The 13,553-nt window shown below is 73.7% G+C and carries 9 protein-coding genes, 1 tRNA gene and 1 pseudogene; 8 read left to right on the top strand and 3 right to left on the bottom strand.

Annotation, left to right across the window (positions count from 1 at the left end; genetic code table 11):
* The 3 genes and pseudogenes from ACWGH1_RS18535 to ACWGH1_RS18525 form a co-directional block, all read left to right on the top strand.
* A pseudogene (locus ACWGH1_RS18535) lies at positions 1-1,664 on the top strand (hypothetical protein); the annotation flags it as partial.
* Positions 1,665-1,833: 169 nt separating this feature from the next.
* Positions 1,834-3,612 (top strand): MFS transporter, encoded by a 1,779-nt coding sequence (locus tag ACWGH1_RS18530; protein ID WP_453408832.1) that lies wholly within the window; start codon positions 1,834-1,836, stop codon positions 3,610-3,612.
* Between the two features lie 89 nt (positions 3,613-3,701).
* Positions 3,702-3,905, top strand: a complete 204-nt coding sequence (locus tag ACWGH1_RS18525) for a hypothetical protein (RefSeq protein ID WP_453357800.1) — start codon at positions 3,702-3,704, stop codon at positions 3,903-3,905.
* A gap of 80 nt (positions 3,906-3,985) precedes the next feature.
* Here ACWGH1_RS18525 and ACWGH1_RS18520 read toward each other — a convergent pair.
* Positions 3,986-4,058, bottom strand: a tRNA-Arg gene (locus ACWGH1_RS18520).
* A 176-nt stretch (positions 4,059-4,234) separates the two neighbouring features.
* Here ACWGH1_RS18520 and ACWGH1_RS18515 point away from each other — a divergent pair.
* Positions 4,235-6,346: a tetratricopeptide repeat protein gene (locus ACWGH1_RS18515; RefSeq protein WP_453408831.1), complete on the top strand. Its 2,112-nt coding sequence runs from the start codon at positions 4,235-4,237 to the stop codon at positions 6,344-6,346.
* Here the strand turns inward: ACWGH1_RS18515 and ACWGH1_RS18510 are convergent.
* Positions 6,299-7,963 carry a hypothetical protein gene (locus ACWGH1_RS18510; RefSeq protein WP_453353487.1) on the bottom strand — a complete coding sequence of 555 codons (1,665 nt, stop codon included), beginning with the start codon at positions 7,961-7,963 and terminating at the stop codon, positions 6,299-6,301. The genes ACWGH1_RS18515 and ACWGH1_RS18510 overlap by 48 nt on opposite strands.
* A gap of 61 nt (positions 7,964-8,024) precedes the next feature.
* Here ACWGH1_RS18510 and ACWGH1_RS18505 point away from each other — a divergent pair, with 61 nt between their 5' ends.
* On the top strand, positions 8,025-8,480 hold the full coding sequence (locus ACWGH1_RS18505) for a hypothetical protein (protein WP_453353488.1): 456 nt from the start codon (positions 8,025-8,027) through the stop codon (positions 8,478-8,480).
* A gap of 6 nt (positions 8,481-8,486) precedes the next feature.
* Here ACWGH1_RS18505 and ACWGH1_RS18500 read toward each other — a convergent pair whose 3' ends face one another.
* A complete protein-coding gene (locus ACWGH1_RS18500) occupies positions 8,487-9,764 on the bottom strand; it encodes a M6 family metalloprotease domain-containing protein (protein ID WP_453353489.1) in 1,278 nt (425 codons plus the stop codon).
* A 281-nt stretch (positions 9,765-10,045) separates the two neighbouring features.
* Between ACWGH1_RS18500 and ACWGH1_RS18495 the strand changes: the two genes are divergently transcribed.
* The 3 genes from ACWGH1_RS18495 (at position 10,046) to ACWGH1_RS18485 (ending at position 13,365) form a co-directional block, all read left to right on the top strand.
* On the top strand, positions 10,046-10,786 hold the full coding sequence (locus ACWGH1_RS18495; protein WP_453353490.1) for a TetR/AcrR family transcriptional regulator: 741 nt from the start codon (positions 10,046-10,048) through the stop codon (positions 10,784-10,786).
* A gap of 110 nt (positions 10,787-10,896) precedes the next feature.
* The gene (locus ACWGH1_RS18490) at positions 10,897-12,429 is read left to right on the top strand and encodes an MFS transporter (RefSeq protein ID WP_453353491.1); all 1,533 of its coding nucleotides are present in this window, start codon (positions 10,897-10,899) and stop codon (positions 12,427-12,429) included.
* Between the two features lie 174 nt (positions 12,430-12,603).
* Positions 12,604-13,365: a dioxygenase family protein gene (locus tag ACWGH1_RS18485; protein ID WP_453353495.1), complete on the top strand. Its 762-nt coding sequence runs from the start codon at positions 12,604-12,606 to the stop codon at positions 13,363-13,365.
* Positions 13,366-13,553 lie beyond the last annotated feature (188 nt).

Here is a 13,553-nt window from a genome sequence, read left to right as displayed (position 1 = left end):
CCACTGCTGTCTTCCGTGCCGTGAAGCCGGGCGCTGCGGCCCCGGGCAAGCCGGGTTCCGCCGCGGCGGGGGAGAAGCCCTCCGGGGCTGCCGGCAAGGGTGACGCGGCCGACAGTGAGCGCACCGCTGTCTTCCGTGCCGTGAAGCCGGACGCCGCCGCGCCGGAGAAGAAGCCGGCCGAGGCGCCGCGTGCCGCGGCTCCGGGCAAGCCGGGTTCCGCCGCGGCGGGGGAGAAGCCGGCCGCCCCGCAGGGCCGCGGCAGCACCTTCGTACCGCTGGGCGGCAACGGCCCCAGGCCCCCCGCGCCGCCGCAGTCGGCCCGGCAGCCGGCCTCGAAGCCCTCCGCCGACGCCGAGCGGACCACCCAGCAGCCGCTGCCCCCCAGGCCGCCGCTCGACATGCTGGCGGACCTCACCAACAACCCGCCCCCGCCGCCCTCCCCCCTGCGCACCGCGCTCCGGCGCGTCAAGATCTACGCCCCGATCGTCGCGCTCCTCGCGGTCGTCCTGGCCGTCGTACAGCTCGTACGCCCACTGCCCGCGCCCCGCCTCGCCCTGACCGCGAAGTCCTCGTACACCTTCGACGGCGGCGCCCCCACCCTCCCGTGGCCGAAGGAGGGCCAGGGCTTCATGGCCGCCGCCGGCCTCGGCACCGTCGGCACCTTCGGCGAGCAGAAGCCGATCGCGATCGGCAGCGTCGCCAAGACCATGACGGCGTACGTGATCCTCAAGAACCACCCCATGAAGCCCAAGGAGAAGGGCCCGATGATCGACGTCGACAAGACGGCGGTCGACGACGGTCGCAAGGAGTCCGAGGGCGAGTCCACGGTCAACACGCTGAAGGAGGGCGACAAGATCTCCGAGTACGACGCCCTCGCCGCGATCATGATCCCGTCCGCCAACAACGTCGCGCGGCTGCTCGCGCGCTGGGACACCGCCGGTGACCAGGAGGCGTTCGTCAAGAAGATGAACGACGCCGCCCGCGAACTCGGCATGACCAACACCACCTACACCGACCCGTCGGGCCTCGACCCGACGACCGTCAGCACCGCCGAGGACCAGGTCAAGCTCGGCCTCAAGGTCGTCGAGATGCCGGAGCTGCTCGCGATCACCAAGCTCCCGAGCTGGACCGATCCCTCCGGCAAGCCCTGGCGGAACTACAACGACCTGATCCCGTACAACGGCGCCGTCGGCATCAAGACCGGCTCCACCACCAAGGCCGGCGGCAACCTGCTCTTCGCCGCCGAGAAGAAGGTCGGCAAGACCAACCAGCTGATCGTCGGCGCGGTGCTCGGCCAGTACGGCGTCCCCATCCTCGGTACCGCGATCGCGGCGAGCAAGGACGTCATGATCGCCACGCAGAAGGCGCTGACGGACGCGACCGTGGTCAAGAAGGGCGATGTCGTCGGGTACGTGGACGACGGGCTCGGCGGTCACACCCCCGTGGTCGCCACCGCCGACGTGCAGGCGGTCGGCTGGCCCTCGCTCACCGTCACCGTGAAGCTGGGCGACGGCGGTGCCAAGCTGCCGGAGACGGCGAAGGCGGGGACCGAGGTCGGGATGCTCACCGTTGGTGAGGGCGCCAGTCAGGTGAAGGTTCCGGTGGCGTTGCAGAGCGACCTCGTCGCGCCCGGCATCGGCAGCAAACTGACTCGCGTCGGCTGATCCCTCCGGCTGATCCCCTCCGGGAGATCCACGATCGACGGTCCACGACCCGCCCAGGCGCCCCGGACAACCCCGGGGCGCCTGAGCGCGTCTGTGAATCGGGCAGCCCGCACGGGCCGGAAGGCCGTAAGGCCCGCACGCGTGAACGCGACGGAAGAGAGCGTCGGCAGTGACCACCGCTGAGCAGTACAGGCGACCGGAGCGCGCCGACGACACCGGACCCCGCGCGGACGCCGGCGGGAGCTGGGCGCACCGGCATCCGGTGGCCGTGGCCGCCGCCCTCGCCGCGCTCCTGCACGTCGTCTGGTTCTTCAGCTTCGCCAACAGCGGCGGCGACCTGGCCGCGCAGGACGCGTGGGCGGAGTTCGTCGGGCGCCACCCCGACACCGCGTACAACCTCGCCTGGTACGGGGGCATGCACCCGGTCTCCTACAGCGTGGTCTCGCCGTACCTCATGCACGTGCTCGGCGTCCGGACCACGATGATGGTCGCCGGGACCGTCTCGGCCGGGCTGCTCGCGCTGATCCTGACCCGGTGCCGCGGCGCCGTACGGCGTCCCCTGTGGCCGGCCCTGGCCGGGGTGTACGGGCTGCTGTGCAACGCCCTGTCCGGCCGCGTCACCTTCGGGCTCGGCGCGATGTTCGCACTGGCCGCCGTCGCGGCCGTCTTCTGCTGGCCGCGCAAGTGGGCCGAGCGGCGCTGGGCCAAGGCCGCCGTCGCCGCGCCGCTCGCCGGGCTGGCCACCGCGTCCAGCCCGGTGGCCGGCCTCTTCCTCGGGGTGGTCGCGGCGGCGCTGTTCCTGGGCGGGCGGCGGCCGGGGGCGTACGCGCTGGGGCTGGCGCCGGTGGCCGTGGTCGGGCTGTCGGCGTGGCTGTTCCCCTTCTCGGGCACGCAGCCGATGAAGCTGGGCTCGGCCTGGCTGCCGTTCGTGTTCGGGCTGGCGATCCTGTTCCTGGTGCCCGAGCGGTGGAAGACGGTCCGGATCGCCTCCGCCGTGTACACCGTGGGCGTGTTCCTCACCTGGGCGATCGACTCCCAGGTGGGGTCGAACGTGACCCGTCTCGTGATGCTGTTCGGCGGGGCGGTGCTGCTCGCGGCGCTCCCGCACTCGGTCCCGCGCTCGCGGCGCTGGTACGCGGTGGTCGTCGCCTTCACCGGGCTGACGGCCTGGATCACCGCGAACAGCATCACCGACATCATCCGCACCACCCCGCTGGCCGCCTGGAACCGGGAGCTGGCGCCGCTGGTCGACCAGCTCCAGAAGGCCGGCGCCGACCGGGGTCGGGTGGAGGTGGTCCCGGCCAGCAGTCACCGGGAGTCGTCGGCCTTCCCGTCGTACGTGAACCTCGCGCGCGGCTGGAACCGGCAGGCCGACCTGGAGCGCAACCCGCTCTTCTACGACGACACCCTCACCGCCGACAGCTACCGGTCCTGGCTGGAGCGCTGGGCCGTGCACTACGTGGTGCTGCCCGCCGACAAACCCGACTCGGGCGGGGCGGACGAGGCGAAGCTGGTGCGGGAGGGGCTGCCGTACCTCCAGCAGGTGTGGGGCGACGCGAACTGGCAGCTGTACAGGGTGCTCGCCCCGACGGACCTGGTGGCGGGCCCCGCCACGGTGGTGCGGGCGAGCGCCGACCAGCTGGTCATCGAGGTGCGGCGGCCGGGCCGGGTCCTGGTGCGGATCCCGCACTCGCCCTGGCTCGGGCTGGTCGACGCGGCGGGCAAGGCGGTGCCGCCGCCGCAGGAGACCTTCGCGTCGAAGGCGGCGGCCACGGCGCCCAAGCAGTACGCGAACGCGGCAGGCTGCCTGTTCAAGGCCCCCCTGGACGCCGACGGGGACAGCTGGACGGAGCTGCTGGCCCCGGCGCCCGGGCAGTACCGGGTGGCGGCCAAGTACCAGCTGCCCAGGGGCACGCCGTGCCCGCAGGAACTCCTCCAGGGCCCTTGATCGGCGTGCGCCGCCCCCCATACCTGCATACGATCCCGTTAGACCGATCGGCAGACCGATCGGGTGCCTCCCGAGGGAGTGACGACGGGATGACCAGACAGCACAAGCAGGACGTCCGGGCGGCGATCACGAAGGCCGCGGACCAGACCCGCCTGCCCCGCACGCCGGGTCACGGCTTCGAAGGTCCGGTCCCCAGCAAGGTCAAGGGCGGAGCGCACACGAAGGCGGCCCTCAAGCGTTCCGGCGCCCCCCAGGGCGACCGCATCGGCGAACGCACCAAAGGCCTGAGCTGACCCCCATCGGCTGCCCCGGCCCCCGCAAACCCGAGGAGGCCCCCCGCCGTCACCGGCGGGGGGCCTCCTTCGCGTCAACGTGCCCTCGGCAGGATTCGAACCTGCGACACCGGCTTTAGGAGAGCCGTGCTCTATCCCCTGAGCTACGAAGGCGGGAGCGCGCGGTGATCCCGCCCGTGAGGGCGGCCACCGCGGTCAGTGTAGCGGGTGGCGCTTGATCCGCATCTGCGATGTCCTGCCGGCTGCCGCGCCGGGCTGCGGGGGGTCGCGGTGGGGGCGATGTCGGGGAATGCGGGGCGGGGCCCCGGGCGGGGTGGGAAGGTGGGGGCGTGGAGGCGGGGAACAGGATTTACGGCGGGAACTTCTACGGGCCGGTCATCATGGGCCGCGACGTGGGGGTGGCCGACTTCGGGGAGACCGTGCCGCGGGCGCCGCTCGTACCGCGGATGCTGCCGTACGGGCCCGACGGGTTCGTGGACCGGGAGCCGCTGCGCGACCGGCTGGACGAGCTGCTCGCCGGGCGGGACGGGCGCGGGACGCCGCTGCTCGTGCTGTTGCACGGGACCCCGTGGGTGGGCAAGAGCGGGCTGGTGCTGCACTGGGCCCGGCAGCGCCAAGGGGAGTTCTCCGGCGGGACGTTCTACGCCGACCTGAGCCCCCACGGCGCCGGCGAGGTCGCCTCGCCGGCCGCCGTACTGGAGTCCTTCATCGGGATGACCGGCGTGCCCAGGGCGGAACTCCCCGGTACGGAAGCGGCGTTGGGCGCCCGGTTCCGGGGACTGACCGCCGCCGAGCCCTCCCTCGTCGTGCTCGACGGGGTGGCCCGCGCGGCCCAGGTGGCGCAGCTGCTGCCCGGCCATCCCGCGAGCATGGTGGTGCTGACCAGCCGGTTCCGCCTCGGGACCATCGACCGGTCCCGGCTGCCGGTCCGGCTCGGGGTCGGGGAGCTGGGCGAGGCGGCGTGCGCCGAGCTGTTCCGGCTGGTCGCGGGGGAGGACGTACCGGTTGGCGGGGAGGCGTTCGACGCGGTGATCCGGGCCTCGGCCGGGCTGCCGCTCGTCGTGCGGATCGCCGCCGCGCAGGCGGCCGACCCGCTGCTCGACGGGGTCGAGGGACTGGCGGCGCGCCTCGCCGGGCACGAGTCGGTGCTGGAGGTGATCGGAGTGTCCCTCGGCCAGACGTACGACGCGCTCGACCCCGCGGCCCGGCGCGCCCTGCGCATCGTAGGAGCGCATCCCGGCCCGGAGTTCGCCGACGCGCTGCTCGACGACCTCGCCCCCGGCGGCCGGGCCGGCCTGTACGCGGCCGGGCTGCTGGAGCGGGCCGCGCCGCACCGGTCGCGGATCAACGCGGCCCTGCACGGGTGGGCGGCCCGGCACGGCGGCACGTACGACGGCACGTACGACGGCGCCGGCCCGGACGAACGGGCCGGGGTCATCGGCTGGTACCTGCGGCGCGCGGCGGCCGCCGAGTGCGTCCTGTCCGGCCGCTGGCGCCACGCGGCCGTGTTCGAGCGGGCCGAAGAGCTCAAGCAGGAGTTCCCGGGCGGCAAGGCGCAGGCCGTCGAGGCGCTGGAGCCCGAGCGGAACAACCTCGTCGCGATCGCCCGGCTCTGCCGGACCGCCGACCCGGCCGGCCTTTGCCAACTCGCCGAATCCGTCCACGCCCTGTTCTTCGAGCGGGGCCACCACAGCCTGTGGATCGACATCGTCCGCCCGGCGGTCGAGGCGGCCGGGCAGCTCGGCGACGGCGTGCTCCTCGCCCGCATGCACTTCGAGCTGGGCTTCGCGCTCGCCGCCCGGGGCTCCGCCCAGGACCTGGAGGAGGCCCGCGAGCAGTACGGCAAGGCCCGTGAGAGCGCCCGCCGGGCCCGGCCCGGCGGGCACCCCCGGACCGAGTCCTCGGCCCTGGAAGGGCTCGGCCTGATCGCCGCCCGCAGTGGCGACCCGGACACGGCCGTCGAGTACTACGGCCAGGCCCTCGCGGCCCTGGGCGATCTGCAACACCCGCGCGGACGCGCCCTGCTGGAGCTCCACCGGGGCACCGCGGCGCTGCTCGCCGGGCGCCCCGCGGAAGCCGACGCCCTGCTGCGCGAGGCGCTGCGGCAGTTCCTGGGGCTCGTCCCGCCGGACCACGCCAACGCCGCCAAGGCCCGGCTGCGCCTCGCGATGGCCCTGCTCGCCGCGGACCGGCCGGGTGAGGCCGCCGAGCCGCTGCGCCAGGCGCTGGAGGTGTTCACGGAGCCGACGGTCAACCGGGCGGACGCCGTTCTGGTACGGGGCGACCTGCGCGCGGCGCTCGGCGACCCGGAGGCCGCCCGGGCCGACTGGCGCGCGGCCCTCGCCCTGTACGGGGCACTCGGCAGCGTCCGCGCGGAGGAGCCCCGGCTCAGGCTAGCCCGCGACACCGGCGTCCCCGAGCAGGGCGAACCGCAGGGCTGAGGCGGCGCCCCCGACCCGCAAGGTGACCTCGCCCCGCGGGTCCGCGTTCGCCGCGAGCAGGGCCAGCAGCGCGGAGGCGGCCAGCGCCGGGTCCGCCCCGGGCGGCACGGCGAACTCCCGCCCGTCGCGCAGCCGGAGCCGCTGCGGCCCGGCCACCAGTACGCACCCGGGGTACCGGGCGAACAGCCCCGCCGGATCCGCCCCGGCCCGCGCCACCAAGACGTCGGCGAGCCCGCGCCGCAGGAGGTCCGGCTCGGCGGCGTCGGCCACCACGTGCGGGTCGGCGCCGAGGTGCCCGGTCGCCGGGCCCTGTGGCTCGGCCGGGTAGCGGCGTACGGTCACCTCCCGGCCGGCGACGCAGGCGTCGACGTACAGCGCCGGGGCGAAGGGGGCGCGGCCGCCCGGGGCCACCGGCTCCGGCACCGCGACCGGGCGCGGGACGCACGCCGAAGGCGGCTCGGGCAGCCGGAGGTGGCGGTAGCACAGGGCCCGCAGCAGGGCCTGCGACCGGCCGGGGCGGGAGGTGATCCGAGCCGCGGCCGAGGGGAGCGCGACGGCCGCCTCCAACTGGGTCCGCAACGGGATGCCGGGCTCCAGCCGGGGCAGCCGGCCGCCCAGCCAGGACATGGGCGAGCCGGGCGCGACGGTGGCTGCGTCGAAGGCGGCGAGCAGGCCGGGCAGGCCGCGGGCGGCGGCGTAGAGCGAGAGCGAGCCGTGGTCCCCGATGAAGGCGTCGGCGGCGCAGATCGCGGCCTTCCAGGTGTCCCCGGCGGGCGGCGGCAGCAGCAGCCCGGAGCGCAGGCAGGGCTCCAGCCAGTTCCGGATCTGCCAGCCGCCGTGTACGTACCAGGCATTGGGATGGACGGCGGCCAGTACCCGGAATTCGTCGCACGGCAATTCCGCGAGCGCCCGGCGCACCGTGTCGAAAGCGGCACCGAGGAGGGAGCGGTCGCCCCAGGTGGAGGTGAGCAGCAGCAATTTCTGTTCCGGCCGGATTCCGAGAGCGGTGCGGTATTCCGTGCGGAAGGGCGCGGACACCTCCAGCTGGTCCGCGGACGGGTCGCCGAGCACATGGGCGTACGGAACCGCCTCGGGGCAGTCCCGGCGCAGCCGGGCCAGCTGTTCCTCGTGCGAGAGGGCGATGGCGGAAGGGACCACCGAGCCGTCGTGCAGCAGCCATTCGGGAGACAGGCCGAAAGCCGCCGCCCCGCCCCGCGCCCCGTCCCCGGATGCCGGATTCCGGATTCCGGATTCCGGATTCTTGCTGAGCTTTTTATTATAGCCAGCGCCGTGCGGCGTGCCGATGAGAGGAGCGGAAATATCCGCCAGGTTTCCCCCTCTGCTCGCGCTCACGGCGAGGTCGAAGCGCTCGGCCAGGGCCTGCTCCCAGGGAATGAGGAAAAGCCCCCGGTCGCTGATGAATTCCGCCATCCCGTCCTCGAACGCGGAGGACCCGGGGCAGGTGAACACGGTGCGGATCCGCGGGTCCCCCGCGAAGACGGTGAGCAGGTCGAGGAGCCGGGTCCCCGCGGTGACGTTGTGGACGACGCCGAGGACCGTGCGTTCGGCGGCCACCGTGAGCCACCGGCGGGCCGGCAGCCCGCGTCGCGTCCGCACCGCCACCACCCGCTTTCCCGAACCGCCCGCGCCGCCGTCAGCCTACGGCTAGCGTTGCCGCATGGACGTGGGGGCACTGGTGACGGCGGGCGCGACGACGGTGGTCGGCCTGATGGCTTCCGACGCGTGGGCCTACGCGAGCGGCCGTTTCGCGCGGCTGCTCGGCCGCGGCGAGGGCGCCGACGGGGCCCCGGACGAGGCGGACGCGGCACGCGAACTACGGGCGTCCCGAGCCGAGTTGCTGATGGCCCGCGCCGACGCCGACGAAGCGGCCGCCGCCCGCGTGGAGGACGGCTGGCGGGAGCGGCTGCGGGAGGTGCTCCAGCGGGACGAGGCGGCGGCGCGGGAACTGGCCGAGCTGCTGGACGAAGTGAACCCGGGCTGGCGCGAGGGGGCCTCGCCGGCCGCCACGCACAACACGGTCAGCGGCGGCACGTTCCACGGACAGGTCTTCCAGGGCCGGGACTTCGGCGCCATCACCGTCAACCAGCCGCCGCGGACCGACCCGGCGGGGTGAGCGGCGTCAGGGGCGGGTGACGCGGACCTTGAAGCTGCCGTCGGGGAGTTCGCCCACCACCGCGATGCTGATGGCCGCCTTCTGGTCGGTGAAGGTCTCGCCCGGCCGGAACGGCGCGTCCGAGAGCTCCGCGTGGACGTTCGGCCGCCGCGTGCAGCCCCCGCTGCCGCTCACGCTGTCGGAGACCGTCACCGGTCCGCGCCCGGTGTCCACCTGCGAGTCCACCTTGTAGATCAGCACGCCGGGCTTGCACACGGATTCGTCGTTGCCGGCCTGCGTGCGCACCTCCACCGCGTACCCGCTGTTCTCCGTCATCGGTACGAAGGCCAGTTTCAGGCCGCCCTCCACCGCCAGCGGCGTCAGCACCTGCTCCGTGACCCCGGACTTCGACGCGCAGCCGATCTGGTTGCTGTCCAGCCAGCCCAGCTTCCACTTGTGCCAGCCCAGCAGGTCGTTGTTGGCGCCCCAGTCCTCGCTCATGATGTCCCAGTGCCCGACCGCGCCGCCCCCGTCCGGGGTGTACAGGTCCGGCAGCCCGAAAACGTGGCCGTTCTCGTGCGGGAGCACCCGGTAGCCGGTCTCGCGGTAGGAGCCCGAGCCGTCGTCCTGGCGGCTGTAGACGAAGGACGTGTTCGCCAGCGGTACCCCGTCGGCCATCGGCGCCTCGCCGTTGCCGGAGAACGTCACCGACAGGACGGTGTCCAGGGCCGACGGCCCGGCGTTCGGCGTGACCAGGACGTTGATCAGGTCGTACCGGCTGAAGTCCACCTCGGAGTCGGCGGCCTGCGCGATGTGCTCGACCAGCTGCCGGTAGCCGGGTTCGTACGCGGACCCGCGCCCGATGCCGTACGCCGCGAACGGCATCGGCATCCTCAGCCAGTTCCGGATCGGCGCCTCGGCCCGGTAGGTGAGTCGTCCGTACGAGCTGGTGCGGAACCAGTTCGAGGTCTGGGGGAAGAACTCCGCCAGCCGGTCCATCGCCGAGCCCTCGCCCTTGGCGTCGGGGAAGTCGATCATCAGGTTCAGGGCCCGGACCTCGCCGGTCGAGCGCGCGTACCCGGGCGGCGTGGGGAGTCCCTCGGACATCTGGACGCCCATCGTGCTCGTGATCCGGCAGGGCGCGAGCGCCGAGTCGACGCTCGTGGCCACGGGGCCGGCGGCCGAGTGGGTGCGGCTGGATATCCCGGTGCTGGCGGTCGCCGTGACGCCGATGGCCAGCGCGGCTATGCCTACGTACGCGCAGGTGCGGCGTGGACTGCGTATCCGGTGGCGGGTCTGTGTCATGGAGCTCGCCTTCGGGCCGCGGCAGCCGGCCGGGCCCGGACTGCTCTGTGCGCTCACCCTCCGACGGCTGCGGCGCGCCCGCGCGCCGGGAGCGGCCAAACGGGAGCGGGCGGCGTCGGCGGCGTGACCCGGCTCACACGTGCGAGTGAAATAACCGGGGAGTCCATCCCCGTTTGAACGGAGGTCCCGCGAAACGGGGACGGCTTCCCCATTTGGGGAGCGGGCCGAGCGCGTGGATGACGCCGGCCACGCCGTACGAGTCCAGCCCGAGGAGGCCCGGAATGAAGCGCCCCACCACCGCCACGGCGGCCCCGACCGCCCCCCGCGCGTCGGTGGACCTCGCGGACCCGGCGCCGCGCCCGGCGCGCCCCGGCTCCGGCGCCTCCGACGGTTCCGGGCGACTGCCGCGCCCGCGCGCCGACGCCGTCCGCAACCGGGAACGGATCCTGGCGGCGGCCCGCGAGCTCTTCGTGGAGTCCGGCTCCGCCACCCCCTTCGACGAGGTCGCCCGCAGGGCGGGCGTCGGCAACGCCACGCTCTACCGGCACTTCCCCGACCGGGCCACGCTGGTCCACCACGTCGTGCTGTACGTCATGGACCGGGTCGTCCTGCACGCCGAGGAGTCCCTCGCCCAGGAGCCCGACGCCTTCGCCGCGCTGTGCCGGTTCACGCACGCGGCCGCGGACGAGCGGTTCGGCGCCCTGTGCCCGATGCTGTCCGCGGACTTCGACCACGACCATCCCGAACTCCTCGCGGCCCGCCGCGCGCTGGCGGAAGCCATCGAGAACCTGCTGGCCGCCGGCCAGGACCGCGGGCTCGTCCGGGCCGACATCGGCGTCGGCGACCTGATGATCGCCCTCTCGCAGCTCGGCCGCCCCCTCCCGGGCACCGGCTGCCCGGACGCGGACCGCTTCGTCCACCGTCACCTCCAGGTGTTCCTGGACGGGCTGCGCACTCCGGCCCGCTCCGAGCTGCCGGGCGCCGCGGCCACCCTGGAGGACCTGAGGCGGACCGCCATGTGACGCCCCGGGCCCCGGTCACCGCGCCGACGACGCCAACGCGCCCTGCCGAGCGCCCTTTTCCGACTTTCAGTAGCAGTTCCGTCATTCCGCACAGTGAAGTGGGTATCCCCATGTCCAGAACAGCCGCGACACCCCTGTCGGCTGCGGACCCCAGTCGCTGGAAGGCCCTCGTCTTCATAGCCCTGGCCCAGCTGATGGTCGTCCTCGACGCGACCATCGTGAACATCGCCCTCCCGTCCGCCCAGACCGACCTCGGCATCTCCGACGGCAACCGCCAGTGGGTCATCACCGCCTACGCGCTGGCGTTCGGCGGCCTGCTCCTCTTCGGCGGCCGCATCGCCGACAAGTGGGGCCGCAAGAAGACCTTCATCACCGGCCTCACCGGCTTCGCCCTGGCCTCCGCGCTCGGCGGCGCCGCCACCAGCGAGGCCATGATGCTGGGCGCCCGCGCCCTCCAGGGCGCCTTCGGTGCGCTGCTGGCGCCCGCCGCGCTGTCCCTGCTGGCGGTCATGTTCACCGACGCCAAGGAGCGGGCCAAGGCCTTCGGCATCTACGGTGCGATCGCGGGCGGCGGCGGCGCCGTCGGCCTGATCCTCGGCGGCTTCCTCACCGAGTACCTCAACTGGCGCTGGACGTTCTTCGTCAACATCCCCTTCGCGATCATCGCGGCCGCGGGTGCCTGGCTGGTCATCCGCGAACCCGCCGGCGGCCGCAACCGCGCCAGGCTCGACGTCCCCGGTGTGGTCCTGTCGACGCTGGGTCTGGTCGCGCTGGTCTACGGCTTCACCCGCGCCGAGTCCGCGGGCTGGTCGGACGCCCTCACCGTGGCCATGTTCGTCTCCTCCGCGGTGCTGCTCACCGGCTTCGTCGTCCTCGAGCTCAAGGCGAAGTCCCCGCTGCTGCCGATGCGCGTCCTGCTGGACCGCAACCGCGGCGGCGTCTACCTCTCCCTCGGTCTGGCCGTCATCGCGATGTTCGGCCTGTTCCTCTTCCTCACCTACTACCTCCAGGTCGTGAAGGGCTTCTCGCCGGTCAAGACCGGTTTCGCCTTCCTGCCGATGATCGCGGGCATGATCACGGGCTCCGCCCAGATCGGTGCCCGCCTGATGACCCGCGTCCCGCCGCGGCTGCTGATGGGCCCCGGCTTCCTGCTCGCGGCCACCGGCATGCTGCTGCTCACGCAGCTGGAGACCGGCTCCTCGTACCCGGCGCTGATCCTCCCGGCGCAGCTGCTGCTGGGCCTCGGCATGGGTTCGGCGTTCATGCCGGCGATGTCCCTGGCCACGCACGGGGTGAACCCGGCCGACGCCGGTGTCGCCTCCGCCATGGTGAACACCTCGCAGCAGGTGGGCGGCGCCATCGGCACAGCACTGCTCAACACCATCGCCGCCTCGGCGACGACCGCGTACCTGACCGACCACGCGGCGCAGGCCGCCGCCGGCGGTGCGGCGGCGAAGCTGGTCCAGGCGCAGGCCATGGTGGAGGGCTACTCCTCCGCCATCTGGTGGGCCGTCGGCATCCTGGTGACCAGCTCGCTCATCGCGTTCACCCTGATCAACACCGGCCGTCCCGGCTCGTCCGGTCCGGTGGCCCAGGGTGCCGGCACCGCGGACGAGGTGCAGCTCCCCGTGATGGCCCACTGACCGGCCCGGTGCGCCCCGGGCCCCGCTCACCGTGCGGGAATGACTGACGACCCCGCTTCGTTCAAATTTGAACGAAGCGGGGTTAGTCTTTTCAGGGGACCTCGTACGGGAACCCCCGCGACCGGCCACGAGGAGCGCGCTGTGCCTTCGAACACCACCCCCGGAACGGGCCGCATGCCCGCGCTGTACCTCAGCCACGGCGCCCCGCCGCTGGCCGACGACCCGGTCTGGCCGGGCGAACTGGCCGCCTGGTCGGCCGGTCTGCCGCGCCCCCGGGCGATCCTGATGGTCTCCGCCCACTGGGAAGAGGCCCCGCTGGCCCTCGGAGCCACTGAGCGGGCCCCGCTCGTGTACGACTTCTGGGGCTTCCCCGAGCACTACTACCGGGTCCGCTACGACGCCCCGGGCGCTCCGGAGCTGGCCGCCTCCGTACGCAAACTGCTGCGGGCGCCCGGCACCCCGGTCCAGGACATCCCGGACCGCGGGCTCGACCACGGGGCCTACGTCCCGCTCGTGGAGATGTTCCCCGAGGCCGACGTCCCGGTGCTCCAGATATCCATGCCCACGCTCGACCCGGTCCGGCTCATGGAGATCGGCCGCACCCTCGCCCCGCTGCGGGACGAGGGCGTCCTGATCGTGGGCAGCGGCTTCTTCACGCACAACCTGGCCGCGCTCCGCCACGGGGGCGTGCCCGGCTGGTCGACGGAGTTCGACGCGTGGGGCCGCGAGGCGCTGGCCGCCGCCGACGTGGACACCCTGCTCGACTTCGAGGCCAAGTCCCCGGCCGGCCGCCTGGCCCACCCCCGTACGGAGCACTTCGCGCCGCTCTTCGTCACCCTGGGCGCCGCCGAGGCCGCCGGCGACCTCGCCGGCCCGGCCACCCCGGTGGACGGCTTCTGGATGGGCCTGTCCAAGCGCTCCCTCCAGTTCGGCTAGCCGGGTTCGGGCGGAACGCGCCGGTTGTCGCGTATCCGGTCATTCGCTCATCAGTCCAGGCAACCAGGAGCCGGTGGCAGCCGTCCTAGCGGTAGGAAGTGCAGCCGAGGCGGCGGTGTGCCGGAGTGACGGGCGTCTCACGAGCGCAGCCGCCGCTGGTCTCCGCAGATGTCCGCGGAAGCCGCCGG

Source organism: Streptomyces sp. NPDC054883, from assembly GCF_053610645.1.
This window is presented reverse-complemented; position numbering and strand designations above follow the sequence as displayed.